The sequence below is a fragment of the Streptomyces sp. NPDC018045 genome (genome assembly GCF_044327445.1).
Taxonomy (GTDB): Bacteria; Actinomycetota; Actinomycetes; order Streptomycetales; family Streptomycetaceae; genus Streptomyces.
Genome location: NZ_JBIRFL010000001.1, coordinates 61,746 through 86,719 on the forward strand (window position 1 = coordinate 61,746; position 24,974 = coordinate 86,719).

17 protein-coding genes are annotated in these 24,974 nt (G+C 72.8%); 5 read left to right on the forward strand and 12 right to left on the reverse strand.

Annotation, left to right across the window (positions count from 1 at the left end; translation table 11 throughout):
• Positions 1–9: 9 nt before the first annotated feature.
• The gene (locus ACH4EB_RS00285; RefSeq protein ID WP_398344985.1) at positions 10–666 is read left to right on the forward strand and encodes an MBL fold metallo-hydrolase; all 657 of its coding nucleotides are present in this window, start codon (positions 10–12) and stop codon (positions 664–666) included.
• A 90-nt stretch (positions 667–756) separates the two neighbouring features.
• Here ACH4EB_RS00285 and ACH4EB_RS00290 read toward each other — a convergent pair whose 3' ends face one another.
• The 5 genes from ACH4EB_RS00290 to uvrB form a co-directional block, all read right to left on the reverse strand.
• Positions 757–1,212 (reverse strand): lamin tail domain-containing protein, encoded by a 456-nt coding sequence (locus ACH4EB_RS00290; RefSeq protein ID WP_398344986.1) that lies wholly within the window; start codon positions 1,210–1,212, stop codon positions 757–759.
• Positions 1,213–1,470: 258 nt separating this feature from the next.
• A complete protein-coding gene (locus tag ACH4EB_RS00295) occupies positions 1,471–2,475 on the reverse strand; it encodes a TerC family protein (RefSeq protein ID WP_398344987.1) in 1,005 nt (334 codons plus the stop codon).
• Between the two features lie 362 nt (positions 2,476–2,837).
• Entirely contained in the window at positions 2,838–4,964 is a 2,127-nt protein-coding gene (locus ACH4EB_RS00300; protein ID WP_398344988.1) for a TerD family protein, read from the reverse strand.
• Positions 4,965–5,035: 71 nt separating this feature from the next.
• A complete protein-coding gene (locus ACH4EB_RS00305) occupies positions 5,036–5,614 on the reverse strand; it encodes a TerD family protein (RefSeq protein ID WP_398344989.1) in 579 nt (192 codons plus the stop codon).
• A 606-nt stretch (positions 5,615–6,220) separates the two neighbouring features.
• Positions 6,221–8,356, reverse strand: coding sequence for an excinuclease ABC subunit UvrB (uvrB, locus tag ACH4EB_RS00310; protein ID WP_398344990.1), 2,136 nt, complete (start codon positions 8,354–8,356; stop codon positions 6,221–6,223).
• Between the two features lie 520 nt (positions 8,357–8,876).
• On the opposite strand from uvrB, the gene ACH4EB_RS00315 reads away from it, so the two are divergent.
• The 3 genes from ACH4EB_RS00315 to ACH4EB_RS00325 all read left to right on the forward strand — a co-directional run bounded on the left by ACH4EB_RS00315 (position 8,877) and on the right by ACH4EB_RS00325 (position 11,292).
• Positions 8,877–9,758, forward strand: coding sequence for a glycerophosphodiester phosphodiesterase (locus tag ACH4EB_RS00315; RefSeq protein ID WP_398344991.1), 882 nt, complete (start codon positions 8,877–8,879; stop codon positions 9,756–9,758).
• Between the two features lie 87 nt (positions 9,759–9,845).
• Complete coding sequence (locus ACH4EB_RS00320; protein ID WP_398345703.1) at positions 9,846–10,484, forward strand: methylated-DNA--[protein]-cysteine S-methyltransferase; 639 nt, start codon at positions 9,846–9,848, stop codon at positions 10,482–10,484.
• A 259-nt stretch (positions 10,485–10,743) separates the two neighbouring features.
• Positions 10,744–11,292, forward strand: coding sequence for a DUF1697 domain-containing protein (locus tag ACH4EB_RS00325; protein WP_398344992.1), 549 nt, complete (start codon positions 10,744–10,746; stop codon positions 11,290–11,292).
• Between the two features lie 22 nt (positions 11,293–11,314).
• On the opposite strand, the gene ACH4EB_RS00330 is transcribed toward ACH4EB_RS00325, so the two are convergent.
• Positions 11,315–11,914, reverse strand: a complete 600-nt coding sequence (locus ACH4EB_RS00330) for a DUF1349 domain-containing protein (protein WP_398344993.1) — start codon at positions 11,912–11,914, stop codon at positions 11,315–11,317.
• Positions 11,915–12,066: 152 nt separating this feature from the next.
• The gene (locus ACH4EB_RS00335) at positions 12,067–12,705 is read right to left on the reverse strand and encodes a uridine kinase (protein WP_398344994.1); all 639 of its coding nucleotides are present in this window, start codon (positions 12,703–12,705) and stop codon (positions 12,067–12,069) included.
• 73 nt (positions 12,706–12,778) lie between these two features.
• Here ACH4EB_RS00335 and ACH4EB_RS00340 point away from each other — a divergent pair, with 73 nt between their 5' ends.
• Positions 12,779–14,674 carry a hypothetical protein gene (locus tag ACH4EB_RS00340; protein ID WP_398344995.1) on the forward strand — a complete coding sequence of 632 codons (1,896 nt, stop codon included), beginning with the start codon at positions 12,779–12,781 and terminating at the stop codon, positions 14,672–14,674.
• On the opposite strand, the gene ACH4EB_RS00345 is transcribed toward ACH4EB_RS00340, so the two are convergent.
• The 5 genes from ACH4EB_RS00345 to ACH4EB_RS00365 all read right to left on the reverse strand — a co-directional run bounded on the left by ACH4EB_RS00345 (position 14,658) and on the right by ACH4EB_RS00365 (position 24,708).
• Complete coding sequence (locus ACH4EB_RS00345) at positions 14,658–17,246, reverse strand: tetratricopeptide repeat protein (protein WP_398344996.1); 2,589 nt, start codon at positions 17,244–17,246, stop codon at positions 14,658–14,660. The genes ACH4EB_RS00340 and ACH4EB_RS00345 overlap by 17 nt on opposite strands.
• The gene (locus tag ACH4EB_RS00350) at positions 17,239–17,697 is read right to left on the reverse strand and encodes a hypothetical protein (RefSeq protein ID WP_398344998.1); all 459 of its coding nucleotides are present in this window, start codon (positions 17,695–17,697) and stop codon (positions 17,239–17,241) included. Before ACH4EB_RS00350 ends, ACH4EB_RS00345 begins: the two co-directional genes overlap by 8 nt.
• 149 nt (positions 17,698–17,846) lie before the next feature.
• Positions 17,847–19,958, reverse strand: coding sequence for a helicase-associated domain-containing protein (locus ACH4EB_RS00355; RefSeq protein ID WP_398344999.1), 2,112 nt, complete (start codon positions 19,956–19,958; stop codon positions 17,847–17,849).
• Positions 19,955–21,607 (reverse strand): SWIM zinc finger family protein, encoded by a 1,653-nt coding sequence (locus ACH4EB_RS00360; protein ID WP_398345000.1) that lies wholly within the window; start codon positions 21,605–21,607, stop codon positions 19,955–19,957. The genes ACH4EB_RS00355 and ACH4EB_RS00360 overlap by 4 nt, the downstream gene beginning before the upstream one ends.
• On the reverse strand, positions 21,604–24,708 hold the full coding sequence (locus tag ACH4EB_RS00365) for an SNF2-related protein (RefSeq protein ID WP_398345001.1): 3,105 nt from the start codon (positions 24,706–24,708) through the stop codon (positions 21,604–21,606). Before ACH4EB_RS00365 ends, ACH4EB_RS00360 begins: the two co-directional genes overlap by 4 nt.
• Between the last annotated feature and the right edge of the window lie 266 nt (positions 24,709–24,974).

A 24,974-nucleotide genomic window follows, 5' to 3' on the forward strand; every position in this document is an offset into this window, starting at 1 on the left:
GGTGGCCTCATGAGCTACACGGGAGCAGTGAAGGTCGGCGGACCGGCCGACGTGCACGAGCTGGCCGACCTGATGATCTCCAAGGTCGCGGTCGGCCCGATGGACAACAACGCCTATCTGCTGCGCTGCCGCGCGACCGGCGAGCAGTTGCTGATCGACGCCGCGGCCGAGCCGCACACCCTCCTCAGCCTGATCGGTGACAGCGGTATCGCCTCCGTGGTGACCACCCATCGGCACGGTGACCACTGGGGTGCGCTGCGCGAGGTCGTGGACGCGACGGGCGCCCGTACGTACGCGGGCCGGTACGACGCCGAGGGCATCCCCGTACCGACCGACGTGCCCGTCGAGGACGGCGACACCATCGCTGTCGGCGAGGTCCGGCTGACCGCTCGCCACCTGGTGGGCCACACCCCCGGCAGCATCGCCCTGGTCTACGACGACCCGCACGGGCACCCGCACGTCTTCACCGGCGACTGCCTCTTCCCGGGCGGCGTCGGCAACACGTGGGGCGACCCGGAGGCGTTCGCCGGCCTCCTCGACGACGTCTCGGCCAAGCTCTTCGACCGGCTGCCCGACGAGACCTGGGTCTACCCGGGGCACGGTTCGGACACCACGCTCGGCGCGGAGCGCCCGCACCTCGCGGAGTGGCGCGAACGCGGCTGGTGACGGACGGGGGCGGGCGCCGGGCGGGCGCCCCGCCGGCCCATGGGGGCGGCCGGGTCGCGGCCCGGCCGCCCTGGGCACCCTGGGCGCCCGTCAGCAGTTCACGTAGGACCCGCGCGCGTTGTTGTAGCCGCAGGTGTCGACGCGCGCGCCGGACGGCTTCTTGAGGGTCGCGGTGTCCTTGGTGTTGTTCCACACGTAGGCACGGCTGTTCTGGTAGCGGTGGGCCGCGGTGTCGCGTCCCTTGCCGGTGTGCACCGTCACGGTCTTCCCTGCGCCCAGGCTGTACGTACCGAAGGTGTACGTGTGCCCGGAGGCATCGGCCAGTTTCCAGCCCTTGAGGCCGACGGCACGCGAGGTGGAGTTCTTGATCTGCACCCACTCGGCGTTGAGGCTGGCGTTGGAGCCGTTGTCGCTGCCGGGGCTGTTGTAGTAGATCTTCGTCAGATGCACGGACCCGGCGGCGGACGCCGGTGCCGCCGTGATGAGTCCTCCGGCCGCGGTGGCTATCGCGAGTGCGGCTGCGGCCGCCTTGCTGAGATGACGCATGGTCCCCTCCCCGGGACAGTGCGCGCCGCGGAGGCCGTGCCCGGTCGGGCGTCGTCTCCGTCCGGGCGCGCGACCAACGATGCGCGCACTGTACGGGCTTGCGGGCCGCATTCGGGCGGTGTTCGGGGCGCGTTCGGGCCGCAAGGGGCATATGTGACGTACGCATATGCCCCGTAACGGGGCGGGAGGCCCCGCGGTGTACCCGCGGGACCTCCAGGAACGCGTCGGGGCGGGGCGGCCGCCCGTCAGGACGGCCGGTCAGACGTCCACGGCGTCTTTGGCATCTTCCTTCGCCCCGGCGGCCGCGGCCTCCGCGCGGGCCTGCTTCTTCGAGGCCCACAGGCTCGTGATCGTCGTGACGACGAGGACGGCGCAGATCACGCCGAGCGAGACCGGGATGCTGATCTCCGGGACGCTCACGCCCGACTCGTGCAGGGCGTGCAGCACGAGCTTCACACCGATGAAGCCGAGGATGACCGACAGGCCGTAGGAGAGGTGCACCAGCTTCTTCAGCAGCCCGCCGATGAGGAAGTACAACTGCCGCAGCCCCATCAGGGCGAAGGCGTTGGCGGTGAAGACGATGTACGGGTCCTGGGTGAGGCCGAAGATCGCGGGGATCGAGTCCAGCGCGAACAGCACGTCGGTGGTACCGATCGCCAGCATGACGATCAGCATCGGCGTCATCAGGCGCTTGCCGTTCTCGACGACGAACAGCTTGGTGCCGTGGTAACGGTCGGTCGACGGGAACCGCTTCTCGACCAGCTTCAGGAAACGATTCTCCTCGAACTCCTCGTCCTGCTCCTCCGCGCGGGCCTCCTTGATGAGCTTCCAGGCCGTCCAGATGAGGAACGCGCCGAAGATGTAGAAGATCCACGAGAAGTTGGCGATGATCGCGGCACCCGCGCCGATGAACCCGGCGCGCAGCACGAGGGCTATCAGCACACCGATCATCAGCACCCGCTGCTGGTAGATCGTCGGCACCGCGAACTTCGCCATGATCAGGACGAAGACGAAGAGGTTGTCGACGCTCAGCGACTTCTCGGTGATGAAGCCCGCGAAGAACTCGCCGGCCGGCTGCCCGCCGCCGAAGACCAGCAGGCCGAGGCCGAAGAGCGCGGCGAGGGCGATCCAGACGGCGGTCCAGACGCCGGCCTCCTTGATGGAGACCTCGTGCGGTTTGCGGCCGCCGATGAAGAAATCGGCGGTGATCAGGGCGCACAGACCAACGATGGTCAGCACCCACAGGGTCAGGGAAACGTCCACTGCTCCTCCGGCAGAGTCGTACGGCACTAACAGCGTCGTCGCTGCCGGAGGTCTCTTCCACCCGAGAGCGCTGATACCGCGCTCCCCGAGATGGGCCGACGCCCCGGGATCTGGTCAGTGGTGATCCGTGATGACGGGTACGTCGCGCAGGAATACTCCCCTCCGCACTCATGAGCGTAAAGGAAAGGAAAGAGATAGTAAAGATTTGGATAAAAGCGCTGGTCAGACGGGGTGGCGCAGAGGGAGGGCGGGGGACGGGGGTGGCCGCGGGCGGCGCGAGGGGCGCGGACCCGGGCGGCTACGGAGAGGGCCGCGGGGCGGGCCGACGCCCTGGTACGGGCGCCTGCCCGGCCCGGCGGCACTCAGCGCTCGCGGGACCGGGTGTGCCTCTGCGAACGGCGGGCCTCGGCCACGTCGGCCAGGACCTTGCGCAACACCTGGCTGCCGTCCGGCACGCGCGACGGCTCGTACGTCCAGGCGTGCCCCACCCACGGGTCGGCGAGGTGCGCGTCCGGCACCGGCGTCATGCGCAGCAGCGAACGCCACAGCGGGTCCAGGACCGATCCGTACTCCCGCGCCTCGGCCCGGTCGGCGATCATCAGCAGGTGCACGCCGACCGACGGGCCCTCGTCCGCCAGGTAGCGGAGCTGGTTGACGGCGCGGTCGTCGAAGCCGTGCGGGAAGTCGTGGACGATCAGCAACTGTTCGGCGGTGTCCAGGTCCGGCGGCAGCGCTTCCGCCGCCTGATTGCGGACCGCCATCTGTACGAGGTCCACGCGGCGGGTCAGTTCGCCGAGCACCGCGGTCACGCCCTGCGCCCCGGCGGCCGGGGGCTCGCGGAGCGCGCCCGTCTCCAGCAGCGGCGCCAGGGCGGGCGCCGCCGAGCCGCCCGGGTCGATGACGTGGACGGTCAGTTCGCCGGCCGGGTGGGCGGCCAGCAGGCGGGCGGCGAGCGTGACGGCCGTCTCAACTGCCAGGCGCCGCACCTCGGCCGCGTCGAACGGCTCGCCGCCGTCCGGGCCGCCGTCGAGAGCGCCGAGCCCGAAGGCGTTCGCGAACGCGTCGTCGGCGCTCCCCGCACCGGCGAACGTCTGCGGCTGCCCGCTGTCGATCCACAGACCGCGGTCCATCGGCAGCCGTACGAGCATGGGGATGCGCAGGTCAGGGCACTCCGGCAGGCGCAGGTCACCGAGCCGCACCGCCGTCGGGTACTCCTCCGGGGGCCGATGGCCCTGCCAGACCGGACTGCTCCAGGAGGCGAAGGCCGGAGGCAGGGCGGGCTCGACGACCTCGGCCTCGGCGGTGAGCTGGGCGAGGTCGCGGTCGAGCACCTCGCGGGCCTGGGCCGCGAGACGGGCGTGCTTGTCGTGCGCGGCGGCATGCGCGGCGTCGGCGGCCGCTCCCACACGGTGGCGGGGATCGGCGTTGACGGCGTCCAGTTCCTTCGCCAGGCGGGACTGGGCGAAGTCCATGGCGCTGCGGTAGGCGGCGACCGTCCGCGCCAGGTCCTCGAACATGCCCCAGACCTGGTTGTAGAGCCGCTCTTCGAAGGTCCGGCCGGCAGCGTCACCGGCGACGGGGGCGTCGGGTTGTGCCTCACCGGGGGTGGGGGTTCGGGGGGCGGGCGCGGTGGAGGCGGTGGGAGCGTCCTGGCTCGGCTTCGGGGGTGAGGGGCGGCGCTTCGGGTGCCGGTAGTCGATGGGGTCGCTGTTGGTGGTGGTACGGGGGCCGGGGGTGGTGCCCGGGCGGTCGGTGTCCAGACGGTCGGTGTCCGGGCCGACAGCACCTGGGCGCGCAGCGTCCGGAGGGCGGGGGTCCGAGCCGTCGGCGCCTGGCCGGGTGCCCTCCAGGTGGTCGGCGGACGGGGCCGCGGCCGCGGCCTGGCCGGATGTCGGTACGCCGGGGACGGGCGCGCCGGGGGCCGGGACCGAGCGCGCGTGGCCGCCGCGTACCGCTTCCTGGATCTCGGTGGCCAGTTCGGCGGCCATCGGCAGGCCCTGGTCCTGGAGCAGCGCCGCGAGCCCGGCCGCGTACCCCTGCCCCACGGCCCGCACCTTCCAGGCACCCTGCCTGCGGTACAACTCCACCGCCACCACGGCGGTTTCGGCGCTGAGGTCTACGAGCGTGTAGGTGGCCAGCTCCGTACCGTCGAGGCCCGTCACGGCGACGAACGGAGCCGCCGCCGCGCCGAAGGACGCCGGGCCGCCGATGCCGACCGGCAACGCGAGCAGCACGCCAGCCCGGTGCACGGCGGCGGGCAGGGCGTCCAGATCCACCGCGATCCGGTGCTCGGCGGCGGCCTGCCGGGGCACCTCGACGCCCTCGCGACGGGGCGCACCAGGATGGGCGACCGCTTCGGCGCCCGCGAGGCCGCCCTGTTCGTCGGCGAGCGTCACCCCCGCGACGACGGGCCCGCCCGCCGCGATCCTGATCTCCAAACGGGTCCGGTCCAGTGGATGGTTCTGCCCGCGGACAAGCTCGGCCGTCATCGTCGTTCCCCCGAAGTGTCGTGCGCCCCGTGCTCACCGACGAGGCCGGATGCGTGGTGCCTGGTGCGTGCTTACAGGTACGGCAGTATCGCCGGGACCACGTCCTTGAACGTACGGCCGTTGGACGGCTCGCCGATCGCGGTCATCTGCCAGCCGCTGCCGGAGCGGTGCACCTTGCTCATGATCTGCGCGGTGTAGTCACCGCCGCCGGTGAGGGTGTAGCGGGCGAGTTCCTGGCCGGTGGTCTCGTCGACCAGGCGGCAGAAGGCGTCCTGCACCTCGGCGAAGGACTGCCCGGTGAAGGAGTTCACGGTGAACACGATCTGGTCGATGTGCACCGGCACCCGCGACAGGTCGACGAGGATCGCCTCGTCGTCCCCGCCCTGCCCCGCGCCGCCGACCACGTTGTCGCCGGTGTGCCGCACGGACCCGTCGTCGCTGACGAGGTGCTGGAAGAAGACGACGTCCATCGGCTGCTTGTCGGCGAACAGCACCGCCGAGGCGTCGAGGTCGATCTCCCGGGTGCGCGATCCGAACAGGCCGCGGCGGGGCGCCGAACGCCAGCCCAGCCCCATCCGTACGGCGGTCAGCGTCCCCCCGTCGGACTTCGCCAGACTGATGCCCTGCCCCTTGGACAAGTTGACCGACACTGCCGTCCCCTCTCGCTCTGTTCACCCCGTTGCCGCCTCCCCGACGGCCTCCCCCGACCCTATGCACGGCCGGGCCCCCGGCCCGCATCCACCCCGCTCTTTGTGGCGTTCCTGCAACACAGCCATACCTACGGCCTGCACCAGAGCTACGGCCTGCGCCACGGCCACGCCCCGAAGCCCCCGCGCAGAAACTCCTCGACGACAGGGGGCCCCTCCGGCCACGGGGCCGGCGGCAGCCCTGCCCCGACCCGACGGCCCCTCACACGACCGGGGTGGGCCGGCCCGGCCTCCGTGCAACCGGGCAGGTCGCCCCTGCGTACGGCCGGAGCGGAGCGGCGGGAAGGCCGGGGCGGGCGGCCCTTCGTACGGCTGGGGCGAGGTGGGGCGGCCGTACGGCCGGGGCGGGCGGCCCTTCGTACGGCTGGATGGGGTGGGCCTTCGTACGGCCGGGGAGGCCCCGGCGGGGCGGCCGAACAGCCAGGGCGGGCGGCCCTTCGTACGGCCGGAATGGGGCGGCCCCTCGTACGGCCGAGGCGGGCGGCGGGGCGGCCCCTCCGTACGCCAGGGCGGAGTGGGCCACCCATCAGCCCACCCCGGCTCCTCCCCTCAGCGCAGCCCCGCTTCCTTCATCTGCCGTAGTTCCTTCTTCAGTTCGCCCACCTCGTCGCGCAGCCGGGCGGCCACCTCGAACTGGAGCTCCGCGGCAGCGGCCCGCATCCGGTCGGTCATTTCCTCGATCAGCTCGGCCAGTTCGGTGGCGGGCCGGTCGGTGGGCGTGGCGCTGCCCTTCGCCGCCTTGCCGCCCTTGGCCGTCTTCCCGCCCAGCGCGGGCACCGGCGCCTTGCCCTTGGCGTCCTTGCCTTCGGCCGCCTTGCGGTAGCCGGTGCCCAGCAGCTCCTGGGTGTCGATCTCCTCGCGCGCGAGGGTCGCGACGATGTCGCCGATCTTCTTGCGGAGCGGCTGCGGGTCGATGCCCTTTTCCTTGTTGTACGCGAGCTGCTTCTCCCGGCGGCGGTTGGTCTCGTCGATGGCCCTCCGCATCGCCGGGGTGATCTTGTCCGCGTACATGTGGACCTGGCCGGAGACGTTACGTGCGGCGCGGCCGATGGTCTGGATCAGGGACGTGCCCGACCGGAGGAAGCCCTCCTTGTCGGCGTCCAGGATCGCCACCAGTGACACCTCGGGCAGGTCGAGGCCCTCCCGCAGCAGGTTGATGCCGACCAGGACGTCGTATTCGCCGGCCCGCAGCTCCCGCAGCAGCTCCACGCGCCGCAGGGTGTCCACGTCGCTGTGCAGATAGCGGACCTGGATGCCCAGCTCGACGAAGTAGTCCGTGAGGTCCTCGGCCATCTTCTTGGTGAGGGTGGTGACCAGGACCCGCTCGTCCTTCTCCGTACGCATACGGATCTCGTGCACCAGGTCGTCGATCTGGCCCTCGGTCGACTTGACGATCACCTCGGGGTCGACCAGGCCCGTCGGGCGGATGATCTGCTCCACATAGCCGTCGGAGCGCGACAGTTCGTACGAGCCGGGCGTCGCCGACAGGTAGACGGTCTGGCCGACGCGCCCCAGGAACTCCTCCCACTTCAGCGGGCGGTTGTCGAGGGCGGACGGCAGCCGGAAACCGTGCTCGACCAGGGTGCGCTTACGGGAGGCGTCGCCTTCGTACATCGCGCCGATCTGCGGCACGGTGACGTGCGACTCGTCGATGACGAGGAGGAAGTCGTCCGGGAAGTAGTCCAGGAGGGTGTTCGGCGCGGTGCCGGGGGCGCGGTCGTCCATGTGCATCGAGTAGTTCTCGATGCCGGAGCACGAGCCGACCTGGCGCATCATCTCGATGTCGTAGGTGGTGCGCATCCGCAGCCGCTGGGCCTCCAGGTGCTTGCCCTGCTTCTCCATCGTGGCGAGGCTCTCGGCCAGCTCCGCCTCGATGCCGGCGATGGCCTTCTCCATACGCTCGGGGCCGGCGACGTAGTGGCTGGCCGGGAAGACGTACAGATGCTCGTCCTCGCTGATGACCTCGCCGGTCAGCGGGTGGAGCGTGGACAGCGCCTCGATCTCGTCGCCGAACATCTCGATGCGGACGGCCAGCTCCTCGTAGACCGGGAAGATCTCGATGGTGTCGCCGCGGACGCGGAACGTGCCACGGGTGAAGGCCACGTCGTTACGGGTGTACTGGATGTCGACGAAGCGGCGCAGCAACTGGTCGCGGTCGATCTCGTCCCCGACCTTGAGCGGCACCATGCGGTCCACGTACTCCTGGGGCGTACCCAGGCCGTAGATGCAGGAGACCGAGGCGACCACGATCACGTCACGCCGCGTGAGCAGGGAGTTCGTCGCGGAGTGGCGCAGCCGCTCGACCTCCTCGTTGATCGAGGAGTCCTTCTCGATGTAGGTGTCCGACTGCGGGACGTACGCCTCGGGCTGGTAGTAGTCGTAGTACGAGACGAAGTACTCGACGGCGTTGTTGGGCAGCAGCTCGCGGAACTCGTTGGCGAGCTGCGCCGCGAGGGTCTTGTTGGGCGCCATGACGAGGGTGGGGCGCTGCAGCTTCTCGATCATCCACGCGGTGGTCGCCGACTTGCCGGTACCGGTCGCGCCGAGCAGGACGACGTCCTTCTCACCACCGCTGACGCGCTGCGCCAGCTCGGCGATGGCCGCCGGCTGGTCGCCGCTGGGCTGATAGGGGCTGACGACCTCGAAAGGCGCCACCGTGCGTTCGATCTTGGAAACGGGCCGCATGGAAACAACCGTACGTCGCCCCACTGACAACCGGCCGGAAAACGCTCCGACCAGCGGCTCCGTCGACGGGAGCGGTGGAGCGCGGCGACCGGCGCGGGCCCGGGCGGCGGCCGGCAATGCCGGGGCGTGGTGGGCGCAAGACCGGAACCGGTCACCCGGGCCGGGCGGGCCGTTCTCCCGGCCGACGGGCCCGGAGGCCGGGACTCCGCCCCCCGCGCCGGGCCCGTCACGTACGGCTGTTGCGTGCTCTGTGCGGAGATCACCGAGCCGAGGCGTTCAAACTCAGGGCACCGGACCCTTCTCGTTCAATTTCTGTCCATCAGACGCCTGTCTTCCGGTACACCCCAACTGCGACCCTCTGCGCGTCCCACCCCGAATCCGCCGCGTTTCCCGTAAGGGTGCCGGTTCCGCTCCCGGTCGCACCGAGGCCGGGTACGGCAGCCGGGTACCCGGCTCCGGCCCGGCCCGCCCCGGCGGGCCCCGGTTCGCGCCCGCCGTCACGTCGTCACCAGGAGTCCGTATGCGTATCCGTCCTGTCGCCACTGTCGCCGGTGTGCTCGTGGGTCTGGCCGCGTCCCTGCTCCCCACCACCGGTGCCCGGGCCACCGACGGCCACCACAGAGTGCTGACCATCGCTCACCGGGGCGCCTCCGCCTACGCGCCCGAGAACACCCTCGCCGCCGTCGACGCGGCGGCCGGCCTCGGCTTCACCTGGGTGGAGAACGACGTCCAGCGCACCAAGGACGGCGAGCTGGTCATCGTGCACGACACCTCGCTCGCCCGGACGACCGACGCGGAGCAGGTCTTCCCCGACCGTGCGCCCTGGAACGTCGCCGACTTCACGCTCAAGGAAATCGAGCAGTTGGACGCCGGGAGCTGGTTCGGCCCGAAGTTCGCCGGCGAGCGCGTCCCGACGCTGGAGGACTACATGGACACGGTCGAGGACAACGACCAGAAACTGCTGCTGGAGATCAAGGCACCCGAGCTCTATCCCGGCATCGAGCGGCAGATCCTGAAGGAGCTGCGCGAGGACGGCTGGCTGGACCGCCACCACGTCAAGCACCGGCTGATCGTGCAGAGCTTCAGCGCCGAGTCGGTGAAGAAGGTGCACGGCCTGCGCTCCGACGTCAAGACGGGCTTCCTGGGGACGCCCAGCGTCGCCGAGCTGCCCGCGTACGCGGCCTTCGCCGACCAGATCAATCCTCAGTACAAGTCGATCAGCACCGGGTACGTCGCGTCCGTGCACCAGGTCAAGGGCCCGCACGGCCGGCCGCTGGAGGTCTTCACCTGGACCGTCGACGACGCCGCCAACGCGGTCAAGGCCGCCCGACAGGGCGTGAACGGCATCATCAGCAACAAGCCGGACGTCGTCCGCGACGCCCTGGAGAACAGCGGCCACTAGGCAGCGAGCGCGGGTCCAGCCACTGCCGCTGCCCCTGGACACGGTTCCGGGGGCGTTGTCAGTGGCAGGCCATAGGCTGCTGCCGTGATGAACGCAGAGCGTGATCAGCGGGCCGAAGAGGCCGTCCGGGCCGGTCAGCCGGAGCCGTCCGGACCGGACGAGCTGCCCGCGCGACGGGAGCCGCTCGGGCGGAAGGAGCCCCGCGACTGGGCCTGGCGCGTGCTGGACAGCCCCATCGGCCCGCTGCTGCTCGCGGCGACCCGTGAAGGACTGGCGCTGGTCGGCTTCCACGCCGACGAGCGGACCACCCGCCGGACGCTGAGCCGTCTCCGGCAGGCGTTCGGCCGGGAGCCCCTTCCGGAGATACCCCACCTGACCACGGCGTCCGACGAGCTGGCCCGGTATTTCGACGGCGCGCTGCAGGCCTTCGGTGTCCCCCTGGACTGGTCCCTGTCCTCGGGCTTCAACGAGCGGGTGCTGCGCGCGCTGGCCGCCCACGTCGCGTACGGCACGGTGGTCGGCTACCAGGATCTGGCCGACCGGGTCGGCGAGCCGGGAGCCGCCCGCGCGGTGGGCGCGGCCATGGGTTCCAACCCGCTCCCGGTCGTCGTGCCCTGCCATCGGGTGATCGCCAGCGACGGCGGCATCGGCGGTTTCGGCGGCGGCCTGGAGACCAAACGCCGGCTGCTGGCCCTGGAGGGCGTCCTCCCGCAGCCCCTCTTCTGAACTCTCGGGGGCGGCCAGACCCCCCGGAGGCGGCCAGACCCCCCGGAGGCGGCCAGACCCCTCGGCAGCGGCCTGAACCGTCGGAGGCGGCCTCGCGACGCCCCCGCTCCATAAGAGCTGACAGCCGGGCCCTCGCCCCCCGTCTTCCCACCCGTACCTCCAGTTACTCCGCCCCTCCGATCCGCCAACCCGCCCATGCGCCACTCCGCCGATCCGCCGATTTTCCTCCGGCCCTTCACACGAAAGACGCGTATCTGCCATGTCCCGTCAGGTAGCCCTGCTTCGCGGCATCAACGTGGGAGGCCACAAGAAGTTCCCCATGGCGCAGCAGCGCGCGCTGTTCGCGTCGCTGGGCCACACGGACGTGACCGTCCTCCTGCAGACCGGCAACATCGTCTTCGCCGACCCGGGCACACCGCCCGCGCAGACCGCGCGCCGTATCGAGGCCCGGATCGCCGACGACCTGGGCTTTGCCGTCCCCGTGCTGGTCCGGACGCGCGACGAGCTGGCCGCCACGGTCGCGGCCAATCCTTTCCCGCAGGCGGTGGCGGAGCCGAAGACCTTGCACGTGACGTTCCTGTCCGACGCCCCCACCGACACGGCCCCGCTGGAGGCGCTGGACTCCGACGCGTACGCCCCGGACCAGTTCCGGCTGGTCGGCCGTGAGCTGTACCTGTGGTGTCCGAACGGAATCGGCCGCTCCAGACTCGCCGAAGCGGTCTCCCGCGCGCGGCTCGGCGTGACGGCCACGGCCCGCAACTGGAACACGGTGACCAAGCTGCTGGCCCTGGCCGACGCCGGACGCTAAGGGGCCGCGCGGGCCCTCCTGGTCAGTGGAGAGACGTGTCGGCCGCGCCGGTCGCGAAGCGGATGAACCGTACCCGCAGGCCGGACCGCTGCGGCGAGCAGCAGAACGGCCCGGCGAACGCCTTCGCGTCCCGGGCGAGGGGCGCCAGCCGCACCATGCGCCACGGCTCCTGCTCACGCCGCGCCCGTACGGTCAGCGCGTCCCCGCTGCGGCTCGCGCGCACCGTGACCTCACGCCCCGCCCAGGCCGGTACGGGCGCCAGCGACCAGTCCGACCACTCCCGGGTGACCACCGCGCCCAACTGGGGAACGCCGTCGCTCATTTCCACCCCCGCCTTGACCCAGGTGCGCTCGTCCACCCGCACCAGCACCCCGGCCTGGTCGTACAGTTCGTCGAAAGCGGCGATGAAGGACACCTCGACGGCCGAGTCCGCGGGGAAGGCCGTCAGCAGCGCGTGGCCGGTGTCCCGGACGAAGCCGTAACCGGTCCGCCGCCAGAAGTCGCTTCCCTCGGCACTCGTGACGACCAACGGCCCGCCGCCCGACGGTCCCGGCTCACGCACCACTTCCGGTGGTGGGTTCAGCCACCGCGCCGCGTCCGTGTCCCAGTCGATGTCCTCCATGTGCCGCGGCCTCCCGGATTCCCGCCCGTCATGGTCGTCGGCCCACGCTATCCGGCGCCGTCCTCGGCCGTGCCGGGTTGTCAGCGACGGGCCGGCCCGTCGCGGCAACGGCAACGGCAACGGCAACGGCAACGGCAACCGGGACCGCCGGGTCAGCCGGCTCCGTTCCAGGCCGGGCGGTTCGGATCGTCCGCCTTCACGACGACATCGGCGGCCTCCTCGGGCCGCACCTCGTCCTCGTACCGCGCGAAAGCGGGCAGCGTCCACCGCTCGTCCTGCGGAGTGCGGCGGGCCAGCGCGGCGGGCGACAGCTTCAGGTGGACCGACAGGTCGAAGGGGAACCAGTGCCCGAACAGCAGCGGGCCGTGCATCAGCAGTACGCCGCCCGGCGGCAGTTCGACATACGGGCTGCGAGTGGCCCGGTCAGCCCGGGGGTCCCACAGGTCCGGCAGCACCCGGCCCGTACCGCCCGGATCGAGCGGCGTGAACACCTCCCGCCAGAGCGCCTGCCGGTCGAACCACTCGTCGTAGTACGCGTCGGGGTCTTGCTTCCCGTACTCCAGGCGGAGGGAGGCGGGGCGCAGGAAGCCGTCGGACGCGACGACGTGTACGGGCCTGCCGCGCAGCCGCAGCGCTTCGGCGAGCTGTCCGGCGACGTCCGCGGTGCGGGCGACCGGCGCTCCGTCGACGGCGACGCGCGGCCACAGGCCGCCGTCCGCCGGCACTGTCGCGCCGATGCGCTCGGCGAGCGCGTCGGTCAGCCGGTCCCAGGTGATCGCTTCGAGCCGCACGTCTTCATTCTGCCGGGCGCCCCGGACGGGCGGGCACACCGGCTAGGGTGACCGGTCAAACCAGGAGTGAAGGGTGAGGCGTGTGGGGGAAGCGGTCGCGGACGGGCCGAGGTGGCTGCGGGTTCCGGTCGGCCCGGAGGCGGCGCAGTGGTCCACCCGGGCCGGAACCGCGCGCGTCCTGTTCGTGGTGCACAACGTCACCTCCGCCACCCGGCTCCTGGACGTGCTCCCGCTGTTCGACGCCGACCCCCGCGTCCAGTGCCTGGCCACCTGTACCGGCTCCTCGCCGTACCTGCACGGCGTACCGGAACTGCTGGCGGACGCGGGGCTGCCCGTGCTGCCCTGGGACCAGGCCGTGGAGACCCCGGTGGACCTGGCGGTCAGTGCCAGCTACGGAGGTGAACTGGAGCGAGTAAAAGGCAAGTTGGCCATCCTGTCGCACGGCATTGGCTATAATAAAAGGCTTTCTACACCGGACACCGGACACCGGACACCGGACACCGGACACCGGACACCGGACACCGGGAGCCGGGAGCCGGGGGCGGGGCCGGATGCCGTGCGGGCGCCGGTTTTCGGGCTCTCGCCGGAGTGGCTGCTGCGGGACGGCGAGCCCATCGCGACGGCGACCGTGCTGTCCCACCCCGAGCAGCTCGCACGCCTGCGCTACGCCTGCCCGCCCGCGGCCCGTACGGCCGTACTCGCCGGTGACCCCTGCTTCGACCGCCTGCTGTCCGCGCTCCCGCACCGCGACAGCTTCCGCCGCACGCTCGGCGTGTCCGCCGGCCAGCGCCTCGTCGTCGTCAACTCCACGTGGGGCCCCCGCTCCCTGTTCGGCGACGCCAACGACGTCCTGCCCTGGCTCCTGGAGAGCCTCACCCGCGAGCTGCCCGTGGACTCCTACCGCCGCTGCGCCGTCCTGCATCCGAACATCTGGCACGGACACGGCCCCGGTCAGGTGCGTGCCTGGCTGCGCCACGCCGAACGGGCCGGGCTGACCGTCGTACCTCCGCTCGGGCCGTGGCGGCAGGTCCTGGCGGCAGCCGACGCCGTCATAGGCGATCACGGCAGCGTGACGTACTACGCGGCCGCCATCGGTACGCCCGTACTGCTCGGCGCGTTCCCGGAAGAGGACCTCGACCCGGCGTCGCCCGTCGCCGAACTGGGCCGTATGGCTCCCCGGCTGCGCCCGTACGAACCGCTGCCCCGCCAGCTCGACGCGTTGCTGGCCCGCCACCACCCCGACCGGTACGCCCAGCTCACCGCTCTGGCCAGTTCTTCTCCGGGCGCCTCGGCCGCCCTGCTCCGGCGCACGTTCTACGGCCTCATGGGCCTCGCCGAGCCCGGCCCTCCGGCATACCTGCCGCGTCTGCTCGACCCCGCGTACGGGGGCCGGGCCTCCGAGATCCCGTCCGCCGCCCCTCTTCTGGCTCCCCTCCACGTCCTGACCCACGTACGCGACCGTCGCCCCGCCGCGCCTCCCCGGATAGCCGTCACCCGCCACGCGGACGGCCTCGGCACGGCGGCGTACCCGGAACCGGCCCCGAACCCGTCCGCGGATCCGGCCGCCGACCACCCCTCGCCCCAGGCCGCCGCTCACACCGCCGTCCACGAGGACACCCCGGATCCGACCCGGCTCGCCCTCGCCGATCTGGTGCTTCACGACTCCCGGACCGAACCCGAGGCGTGGACGCGGGCGGCGATGCGCCGCCACCCGCACTGCGCCATGGCCGCGTGTGTCACCGCGCCGGACACCTGCCTCGTCCGCATACCGGACGGCCGTCTCGTCACCCTCACCGCGGCGCCCGGCGCGGACGGCCACCGCGACCTGTGTGATCCGGCCGTCTACGCCTCTGCCCTCTACGCCTGGTACGAGCGCGGCAAGCCCATCGATGAGCTTCTCGGCGGCCTGGTCGTGGTGACGGGCCGCACCGACCACCACCTTCAGGTGACGATCACTCCTCCTCCCTGACCTCTCCGCACGAAGCCGCCCTCCCCCGGGCCGCTCCCACCCGTTCGAGCCGTGCCCGTACGGCACCGGTCCTGGGCGAGCCCGTCCTCTCGTGGCCGTCGAGCGCAGCCCGCAGATACCTGATCTCGTCCGCGGTGTCCCCGGCCCGGCCAGCCCGGTCGGCGCGCAGCTCCGCCAGGTCCGCCTGCTGGACGACCGAGCCTTCCGCCGCCATGACCGACGCGGCCCGGACGAGCGGCTCGTCGGCCTCCTCGACACGCCCGGCGTCGAGCAGGGCCCGCCCGAGGCTCATCAGGACCCTTGCCTCGTTGTACGGATCGGGCAGCGCGCGTATCAGCTCCTGAGCGTGCCGCAGTTGCCCGATCGCCTCCTCATGGCGGCCCATGCCCTGAAGCGACCGCCCCAGGTGGTGTTCGAGCAGCGCCAGCGCACGCGGGTCACCGACCTGCCGGGCCAGCTCCCTGGCCGACCGGAAGCACTGGGCGGCTTCGCCCCACCGTTCTTGCTTCAGATGCAGCAGCCCCAAGGACTCCACCGCCGTCGCCGCACCCCGTATGTGACCGGCACGCCGGTCGGCCGCGGCCGCTCCCTCGAACTGCTCCTGTGCCTGCCCGTACTCCGCCAGCCCCAGGTAGGCGAAGCCGAGTTGGGCGCGCATCCGCCCCTCGGCCTCGGGGCACTCCTCCGCGCTGCGGACAGCGGCCTCGACGCCGAGCCGGTGAGTGGCGACCCACTGCTGGTGGAACCCGAGCCGTAGGTGCAGCCCCCACATGGCCTCGCACAACTGCCACGTCAGGTCGTCGAGCCCGTGATCCGCCGCGGCTCGTACCGCCTCGGCCAGGTTCTCCCGTTCGTCCCGCAGCCAGGCCAGCGCGCCGAGGCCGTTCTCGAAGGCGGCGGGCCGGCCCGTCGACCGCGGGTACGCGGGGCCCAGATGCCAGCGGCCCGGCAGCACACAGGCGTCGGCCGCGGCCGCGGCACGTACGTACCAGAGCAGCGTCCGGCGGACAGCCGCCGCGGCTCCCGCGATGCCGTCCTGTGTCAGCGCGCGCCGTTCCGCATACTGCCGCCACAGGTCGTGAAACCGGTAACGCGCCTGGTCAGAAGCGTCGGCTCGGCCTGCGGCCCCGGCTTCGGCCGTCCCCTCACCACCGGCCACGTACTCCAGCAGCCGCGCGTCGGCCAGTTCGGCGAGCGCGGTACTCGCCGCATCCTCGGGGACTCCCGCCGCGGCCGCGGCGGCGCCCGGCGTCACATGCCGCCACGGTCGCAGGCTCGCCAGCCGGAACAGCCGGGCCGCGGTCTCCGAGAGGCTCCCGTACGAGGCGTCCATCGCGCGACGCATCGGGGCATCCGACGCGGTGGGCAGCTCGTCGGACGGAACATCGATCGGCGGGTCGGTCGATACGTCGGTCGGCGCGTCCTCGCCATGCGGCGTACGCGATGGCTCGCCAGAGGGGCGCCGCCCGGTACCCGCCGCACCCCGGCCGCCTTCCCCGGCCCCATCTCTCCCGGGCCCGTCACCCTCGTGTGGGCCGCTGTCGCCCCCATGGGCGCTGTTGTCGCCCCCGTCGGCGGCGTGGGCGCTGATCCGTCCGCTGTCGTCCTCGTCGCTCGCGCCCAGCTCGCGCTCCAGCAGTTCCCAGTCAGGCTGTGGCCTGCCCGCGGCGCGTGCCCCGACCGCGCACAGCGCGAGCGGCATTCCGCCGCACCGCCGCGCCACCGCCTCGACTCCCGGTCCCGTACCGCCCAGCCGGGCGAGCAACCCCACGGCGTCGGGCGTGCGCAGCGGCCCGAGCCGTATGACGTGCGCGCCGTACTCGATCGCCAGGCGGCCCAGGTCGGTTCGGCTGGTCACGATCGTCAGAGAGGCCGGGGACGCGGCCAGCAGCGGCCGTACCTGGGCGGCCGAATGTGCGTCGTCCAGCACCGTGAGGATGCGCTTTCCCGCCGTCACGCTGCGGAACGTGCTCTCCTGGACGTCGGGCTCCACCGGTATCCAGGCGCGGTGGACACCGAGGTCGCGCAGGAAGCGCAACAGCACTTCGGATGGGCCGGCCGCCGTCGCGGCGGACGCCCCGCGCAGGTCCGCGTACAGCTCGCCCTGCTCGAAGCGCCCGCGCAGCGCGGCGGCCAGGCGCAGAGCGGTGGCCGTCTTGCCCACGCCGCCCGGGCCCCACAGGACGACCACGAGAGGCGCGCCGATGTCCCCCGTGCCTTCGGCGCCGCCTGTCGGCAGCGCCTCGTCCAATAAGCGCGTCACCTCGGCCAGTACCGCGTCGCGGTTGACGAAATGGCGGGTCCCCGGGGGCAGCGTACGGGGCACCGGCGCGCCCGGCATGATCACCGGTGCGGCCTCCTGGATCGTCAGCGAGCCGATGGTCCGGGCCTGTACGGCGGCTCCGTACACCGTGCCGCTGATGACGTTGCGCACACCGAAAGCCGCCCGGCCGGACACGGCCGGATCGGTGGTGTCCGAATCGGCGATGGGCGAATCAGCGATCGGCGAATCGGCGGCAGCCGGATCGGGCGCGGAGGAAGGGTCGGGGCCGCCGGGCCCCAGGTCAGCCACGGGCGGGCCCTTCCCCGAGGCCGCTACCACGGGCGTCCAGCCTGTTGACCACGCCGGCCTGAATGGTCGTCCCGCTGTGCGTCCCGCCGCTGATGGTGTTGTGCACCTCTCTCACCTCGACCCTGACGCCCTCGTCCGGCCGCAGCTCCGCCAGCAGCCGCCGCAGTTCCTCGGCCGCCGCCGGGTCGTCGCGCAACGCCCGCCGCAGCCTCACCCGCCACTCGGCAGTCACATCGGCCGCGCCGTCCTCGTCGCCGTTGCGCTGCGCGGCCACCAGCTCCGCTCGCGATACCTCCAACTCCCCTACGAGGGCTTCCTCCTCGCCCCCGCCCCGGCGCCGCGCGAAGAACTCCGCCACCCGCTGCCGCGCCTGTGTCCATCCCTCGGTCACCATCTGCTGCACCAGCGCCGTCGCTCCCGCCGCCGCGAGTGTCGCCAACTCCGCGTCCATCGGTCCCCCTTGTCCCGCCGTACGAGATGTACGGACGTGCGTCGCTGCCACGGTAGGGGATGACGTCCCCCGCCCGGCCAGGCCGGATGGAGTCCTCCGACGGCTCTCGTCCGCCTCTCCGACTCCTTGTTCCCCAAAGCTACTTGACCTCACTGACAGTCACCGCCGTTCGCTCCGCTCATCACCCCCGAAAGGAGCCGTTGAGCGAGAGCCAGGGGCGTGGTAGCGGGGCCGGACGAGCTGACGCTGGTGCGGTGTCCGGCGAGGCGTTCGACGGACGCGGTACCGGTCTCGGATTCGAGTGCGGGGGCGTAACCGGCGCCGCGGAGCACTTCGAGTGTCTCAGCGGGCGGTCGGGCACTGACGAGGACCGTGGGAGCGATGGTGCGCAGGCCGAGGGTCTGAAGGGCGCGGTGGGCGGCGAGTTCGCGGATCAGTGCCTCGTCGTCGGAACGGATGCAGCAGGCGGTGGGCAGTACGCGCATCCGGCCGTGGGCCCGGGCGGCGTCCTGGACCAGATAGGTCAGAGGCTGCGGCAGAGGGCCAGCCGCCGACACCTCGGCGAGGGCGGCTAGCAGGTCCGCGGCTCCACGTCCGGTGTCGAGGGCCCGGCGTACGGAAGCCGGGGTGAACCGCCAGGTCACTGCATGGCCCTCGGATTCGCGGTCGGCGGCCGAGGACAACAGGTCGGCGAGGACCGCGGACGGGGGCCCCGGCACGACGGCCGTCAGGTCGGCCTGGAAGTGGGCCTGTTCGACGGGCGGCGGAAGGAGCTCCCGGAGGGCGGCGCGGAGCACTCCGGGGTCCGCCGGAGACGCCGCGAGCAGGGCATGTCCCAGCGGGGTCAAAGCGCCGTGTGCGGTGAGCGCGAGAAAGGCCGCCTCGTCGAGGAGGTGGGCGGCGCGGTCCTCGGCCAACGGCTCGCCGACCACGGCCAGCGGACGGTGCCAGGCCGCGGCGTCGAGGAGAGCCGGCAGGTCGGGCCGACGGTCCGGCATCTCGGACGGCCGGGCCGAAAGGGGCGTACCCGTCGACAACCGTGCGGGCCGCACACCGGCCGGGGCGGTGGCCAGTGCTTTGAGGAGGGCGTGCCGCAGGGCCGGAGCATGCCGGTCTTCGCCGCGTACCAGGGCGGTGGGGGTCTCACCGAAGGGCGTGTACGTGGGGATGGCCCAGAGGGTGGCCCAGGCGGTGAGGACCGGGGCCAGCCGCTCACCGGGCGCCATGGCCAGCCACGCGTCGTACGCCCCGGTGGGCACTGCCGTGATACCGGCAGGGGTCCGGGTCAACGCGATGAGGTCGGCGGCGAGCACGAGGTCGAGCAGGAGCCGGGCGCGGGGCTCGGTCGTCCCCGCCGCCTTGGCCAAGCGCTTGATCTCGCGCAGCGCCAGGCCACCGGTCTTGCGGAGGGCCGCGGGCTGGGCGGCGAGCGCGGCGAGCAGCCGGTCCAGGGTGGCGGCGAGGGTGGACGCGGCGGCCTGGGACTCGTTCCGGAGCGCGGCCGCGGCGGAGGCGACCGCTTCGGGTGCGGCGGCACCGGGCGCGCCGGTCACGGGCGCGCCGGTCACGCCGGTGTCCGCCGCGGCAGCTTCCCGTGCGGCGGGTACCCGGGCGGTGGATACCGATGCGGCGGTTCCCTGGGCAGTGGAAACCGACGCGCTGGCCCCCGAGGCGGTGGAAACCGACGCGGCGGTTCCCGGAGCCGGAAGATGCGGGGCGACCGGGGTGAAGGTCCCCAGGTCATGGGCGGCCAGGAGTTGCGGCGTACGTGGCGGCACGACGATGGCACCGTCCTCGGTGGGGGCGGCGAGTCCGTCCGCGTAGAGGAGTTCCAGGGCGGCGGTGACGGCGTCGCGGGCCGGGCCGGGAGCGGTGGCACCGAGGGCCCGGTAGGCGTCGTCCGGCGGGACCGGTTCGGTGGCCAGGTCCGGGAACGAGAGCCGGTGCGCCATCAGCGACTGGTAGTCGGCTCCGGCGGCGGGGGCCGCGGGGACGGGGGCGGCGCTGCGGGCCAGGTCCTGGCTGATGCGGGCGGTGGTGGCGAGGAGGTGGAGGCGGGGGTGGTCGAGGTGGAGGACGGTGTGGTGGAGGGTTTCGTACGACCACAGGGCACCGGCCAGCTCGCGGAGCCTGGTGGGCGCGGGCCTGCGGGAGAGCGGTTCCGCATGGCGGGCGAGCAGGGCGGCCAGCTCTTCGGGGGTGCGCTGTGCGAGGGAGCGGGTGAGTGTGTCGAGACCTTCCACGGCTCCGAGGTTAGTCATGGTCCGAGCAGCGCGGTCAGGGCCCCTACGGGGTCGGCGTCGGCGCGGCCGGTGGGCCACCAGTCCTCGGTGCCGGGGTCGGATTCGTACGGGTACCAGCGGTTGTCGCGGCCGAAGCGGAGCTGGATGCCGCGGGCGGGGTCGGAGAGGTGGTTGTACCGGGGCTTGAGGGCGGGCAGGTCGGCGGCGATCAGGGCGCTGCGGGCGCGGTCGAAGTCACCGGCCGGCGGATTCCAGGTGGTGTCGAGCAGCGTCAGTCCTTCGAGGCCGCCCTGTCGCCAGGCCGCGACGGCGCGGGCCACGTCCGTGACGGTGCGGCCGGTGGCCGCGGCGAGGTCGCGGTAGAGGGCGCGGGTGGTCGAGGTCAGGCCGGCGGTGGGGTGGGCGGTGGCGGCCAGCCGGATGCCGTCCTGCCAAGGCGTGAGGGCGGGGAACGGGGACCGGCCGGACGTCTGGGGTAGCCCCCGCCCGGCCGGGCGGGACACCGGGGAGCGGGGGCCGCCGGCCTGTGGTTCCGGGCCGATGGCCGGTATGGAGCTGAGGTAGGCGTGGGCTCGGGCGGTGGCGTCGGTGGCGAGGAATTCGAGGGCGCCCGCGTCCAGCGGAAGGCCGTCGGCGTCCGGGAGGGCAGGAGCGTGCCCCGGGTGTGGCGGCAGGGGCATGGGTGGCGGAAGGGGCGGCAGCAGCCGGTCGGCGAGGGCTGCACGGGCGAGCACACCGCGCGGCGGGCGAAAGTTTCCGGCCGGACCCGACAGCGCGTACTCCGCCTTCGTACTATCGCTCGACCTGCCCGCCTCGGAGGCCGCCGAACTCGCCGGCGCAGCGGCGGTCCTCGCCGCCCTGGCCGCGGCAGCCGCCGCCCGTGCGTCGGCGCGAGGACCGCTGCGGGCGTCGGCCGACGGGCCGGCAGCCGTGTCGGGCGGCGCGAGTTGAGCGCTGCGGGATTCACGGGCGGTCAGTGTCGCGTTTCGGCGTGACAGCTCGTCGAGCAGCTCGCGTTCGCCGCGGCCGCGCAGGAGGAGCAACACGAACGGATCGGCGTCCAGCAGCCGCGCCACCTGGAAGCAGACGGCGGCGGCGTGCTTGCAGGGATTGCCGTGGTCGGGGCAGGAGCAGCGCGGTACGAGGTCGCCCGGGCCGGGCAGCAGCCGTACGCCCGCTTCGGCGACGGCCTTCGGCAGCTTCTTGGCCAGGAGGGCGGTGAGCTGAGCCGGATCGGCGGCGACCGATTCCAGGAAGGCGGTCCACTCGTCGCCGGCGAGCTGCTGGAGGCGGATGACGACGTTGTACGGGCGCGGCCTGCTGCCCCGTACGGAGGCGGCGATGCGCCCGGGGGTGATGTTGATGGTGTCAACGTTGCCGTCCCGCGCGTAGGTACGGCCGCGGGCGAGGCGGGCGGTGTCCAGGGCCGAGGTCTCCAGTGCGTCCAGCCAGGCGCTTCCCCACCACGACTCGGCGAACAGCCCCCGGGCGCCGGAACGCTGCGGCAGCGGCGGGAACGTACGCGAACGGTCGGAGCGGTCCATGGCCCCCGCCCGCCCGTCCTGCCCGGGGCCGCGGCCGGGGCGGGCGGCCGGGGACGCGGCGTTGCCCGGCGGCGGGAAGCGGTCGGCGCCGTCTCCGGGGAAGGGGTGGGGGCGGGGGCTCATCCGGCCCTCCTCAGGGAGACGAGGTCGGCGAGCTGGGCGTCGGTCAGTTCGGTGAGGGCGGTCTCGCCCCCGGAGAGGACCGCGTCCGCGAGGGCCCGCTTGGCGGTGAGCAGTTCCGCGATGTTGTCCTCGACCGTCCCCTCGGCGATGAGCCGGTGGACCTGGACGGGCTGGGTCTGGCCGATGCGGTAGGCGCGGTCGGTGGCCTGTTCCTCGACCGCAGGGTTCCACCACCGGTCGTAGTGGATCACGTGGCCCGCCCGGGTGAGGTTGAGTCCGGTGCCGGCGGCTTTCAGGGAAAGCAGGAACACCAGTGTGCGGCCCGACTGGAACCGGTCGACCATCTCCTCGCGGAGCTTGACGGGCGTACCGCCGTGCAGAAGGGCGTTGCCGATGCCGCGCGCGGTCAGGTGCTTCTCCAGCAGCCGCGCCATCTCCACGTACTGCGTGAAGATCAGCGTCGCGCCGCCCTCCGCGAGGATCGTGTCGAGCAGTTCGTCCAGCAGCTCCAGCTTCCCCGATCGGGCCGCCAGGCCGGGCGCGGCCTCCTTCAGGTACTGCGCGGGGTGGTTGCAGATCTGTTTGAGGGCGGTCAGCAGCTTCATCACGAGTCCGCGGCGGGCGATGCCCTCGGCCGCTTCGATACGGGCCAGGGTCTCGCGGACGACCGCCTCGTACAGCGCGGCCTGCTCACGGCCCAGCGCCACCGGGTGGTCCGTCTCGGTCTTGGGCGGCAGCTCGGGGGCGATACCGGGGTCGGACTTCTTACGGCGCAGGATGAACGGGCGGACCAGCCGGGCGAGGCGCTCGGCGGCTTCCGGGTCCTCACCACCTTCGACCTCGCGGGCGTACAGGGCGCGGAAGGTCTTCAGGGAGCCGAGGAGGCCGGGGGTGGTCCAGTCGAGGAGGGTCCACAACTCGGACAGGTTGTTCTCCACAGGGGTGCCGGTGAGAGCGATGCGCGCCGGGGCCTTGATGCCGCGCAGTGCCTTGCCCGTGGAGGACCGCGGGTTCTTCACGTGCTGCGCCTCGTCCGCGACGACCCACGCCCAGGGGCGGGCGGCCAGTGCGGTGGCACTGGAACGCATCGTGCCGTACGTGGTCAGGACGAAGCCGCTGTCCAGGTCGTCCAGGCTGCGGCCGGTGCCGTGGAAGCGACGCACCGGGACGCCGGGGGCGAAGCGCTCGATCTCGCGCTGCCAGTTGCCGAGCAGGGAAGCCGGGCAGACCACGAGGACGGGGGCGGCGGGCCGTTGGTGGAGGTGAAGGGCGATGACCGTGATCGTCTTGCCGAGGCCCATGTCGTCGGCGAGACAGCCGCCGAGCCCGAGGGACGTCATCCGGTCCAGCCAGGCCAGACCGCGGAGCTGGTAGTCGCGCAGGGTCGCGTTCAGCCCGGCGGGCTGCGGTGGGACGGGCGCTTCCCGCGTCAGACGGGAGCGCAGGGCGGCGAGGGCGCCCAGGGGCACCACCTCGACCTCCTCGCCGTCCACCTCGGTGGTGCCGTTCAGCGTCGCCGCCAGGGCGTCGACCGGGTCCAGATAGCCCAGTTCGCGTTTGCGGGCCTTGCGGACGAGCGCCGGATCGACCAGCACCCACTGGTCGCGCAGCCGCACCACGGGCCGGTGGGCCTCCGCGAGGGTGTCCATCTCCGCCTCGGAGAGCGGCAGGCCGTCCAGAGCCACCTGCCAGCGGAACTGCAGCAACTTCTCCGTGTCGAAAAAACCGAATCCGTCGGCCGCCGAGCCGGGAGCCGGGCGGATCACGGCAGCCGCGGTCAGCCCTCTGGCCAGCTCCTTCGGCCAGTGCACGGCGATGCCGGCGGCGGCCAGGCGGGGCGCCGCGTCACCCAGCACCTCGTACAGCTCCTCCTCGGTCAACGGGAGGACGTCGGGCACCGGCCGTGCCAGGAAGCGGGACAGCGGGGGCCAGACGCGGGCGGCCCGGCGCAAGGCCAGGAGGGTGTCGACACGGGCGCGCGGGCCGAAGTGATCGGAGCCTTCGCCCTCCCACAGGTGTACGGCGTCGGTGACGAGGGTGGGGTCGGTGAGGCTGTGCACCTGAAGCACGGCCGCAGCGGCACTGCGCTCTTCCGCCGCGGCACGGTCCGGGGCGGTCTCACCGGAGGTGCCACCCGCTTCCTCGTCCGCGGGCTCCTCCCGCATGTCGAAGAGCCCGTGGGCGGCCAGATCGAGCCGCAATGACAGCCGCACCCCGGCATCGGCCCCGGCCGCCACTTCGGCAGCCCAGTCCCGTGCGGCCGGCAGATACTGCGGCTCGGTCGCCGCGAAGGGCGCGCCCGTCAGGTGCGCCGCCGCGGGCGTACGGGGCAGCGCGTCCGCCACCGCGTCCACAAGAGCCCTGACCAGCAGCACCGGATCGTGGACCTGGAGAGGACTGGTGTCGGGCAGCGGAACGGCGTACGCCTCGGGCGGCATGGCGGCGGCGACCGCCCGCAGGTGCGCGACATCCTCGGGCTCCAGCGGTCCGGCGCGCCAGGCGTCGTTGTCCTGCGCGGTCAGCCCGGGCAGGAGCCGGCCACGGGCGGTCAGATGGAGAGCATGGAGAACGGCCGCGCCCCAGCAGGCCGCGGCGGGCTGAGCGGACGGGTCGTGCCGGGCGCGGGCCAGCAGCGGCACCGCCTCGGCCAGGGAAAGCAGCACCGCGGGGACCGCACGTCTGCGGGCACCGTTGCCGTGCCGACGCGCGACCGTGAGCTCGACGGCTCCCGCCGCGCCGGTCGTGATCGCCGGGTTATCCGTCCCCGCCGCGCCGACCATGACCGCCGAGTCACCCGTTGCCGAGTCAACCGTGCCCGCGGCGTCCGCCGTTCCCGGCTCCGCCACCCCGACGTGGGCGCCCGCGGATTCCTCTCGCCCAGCCGTGGGCGTACTCGGGAGAGGGCCACCGTCCGGGCGCCAGAAAGCGAACCGGCCCGCCCGGGGCGGCTCGGCAGGCAGGAAGACCACGGCACAGCGGACGAACGCGGAATCGTCCGCACTCCCCCGCTCTTCCCACCCCGCCCGGCCCGCGGCATTCCCGGCGGACGGCAGGTCGGCCGCGGGCACCCACTGCCCTGCCGCCCCGCTGCTCTCCGCCATACCGCTGCCTTTCCCTCGCGCCCGTCGCGCTCGTCGCGCCTGCCTCGTCGGCGCCGCTGTACCCGTCCTCGTCCCGGCACCTGCCGTTCGCCGCTCGCGTCTCGGCTGTCCCGCGCCCCGACCCGCGAGTTTACGGTCGTCCACGCCCACCCCTCCCTTCCGCAGCCGGCCGGTGACGGTGACGGACCGGAGCCGCAAGCGCGCCCGCAGCACCGCGACCGAGCCCCGGAACCGCTCGAACCACGTGAGATCGATGGAAGCAGACG

Excerpts from the sequence above, each read along its gene's own strand:
- ACH4EB_RS00350 (WP_398344998.1), bottom strand. The coding sequence starts at position 17,697 with ATGGACGCGGAGTTGGCGACACTCGCGGCGGCGGGAGCGACGGCGCTG.
- ACH4EB_RS00360 (WP_398345000.1), bottom strand. The coding sequence starts at position 21,607 with ATGAGCCCCCGCCCCCACCCCTTCCCCGGAGACGGCGCCGACCGCTTC.
- ACH4EB_RS00285 (WP_398344985.1), top strand. The coding sequence starts at position 10 with ATGAGCTACACGGGAGCAGTGAAGGTCGGCGGACCGGCCGACGTGCAC.
- ACH4EB_RS00365 (WP_398345001.1), bottom strand. The coding sequence starts at position 24,708 with ATGGCGGAGAGCAGCGGGGCGGCAGGGCAGTGGGTGCCCGCGGCCGAC.
- ACH4EB_RS00315 (WP_398344991.1), top strand. The coding sequence starts at position 8,877 with ATGCGTATCCGTCCTGTCGCCACTGTCGCCGGTGTGCTCGTGGGTCTG.
- uvrB (WP_398344990.1), bottom strand. The coding sequence starts at position 8,356 with ATGCGGCCCGTTTCCAAGATCGAACGCACGGTGGCGCCTTTCGAGGTC.
- ACH4EB_RS00290 (WP_398344986.1), bottom strand. The coding sequence starts at position 1,212 with ATGCGTCATCTCAGCAAGGCGGCCGCAGCCGCACTCGCGATAGCCACC.
- ACH4EB_RS00300 (WP_398344988.1), bottom strand. The coding sequence starts at position 4,964 with ATGACGGCCGAGCTTGTCCGCGGGCAGAACCATCCACTGGACCGGACC.
- ACH4EB_RS00355 (WP_398344999.1), bottom strand. The coding sequence starts at position 19,958 with ATGACTAACCTCGGAGCCGTGGAAGGTCTCGACACACTCACCCGCTCC.
- ACH4EB_RS00320 (WP_398345703.1), top strand. The coding sequence starts at position 9,846 with ATGAACGCAGAGCGTGATCAGCGGGCCGAAGAGGCCGTCCGGGCCGGT.
- ACH4EB_RS00325 (WP_398344992.1), top strand. The coding sequence starts at position 10,744 with ATGTCCCGTCAGGTAGCCCTGCTTCGCGGCATCAACGTGGGAGGCCAC.
- ACH4EB_RS00330 (WP_398344993.1), bottom strand. The coding sequence starts at position 11,914 with ATGGAGGACATCGACTGGGACACGGACGCGGCGCGGTGGCTGAACCCA.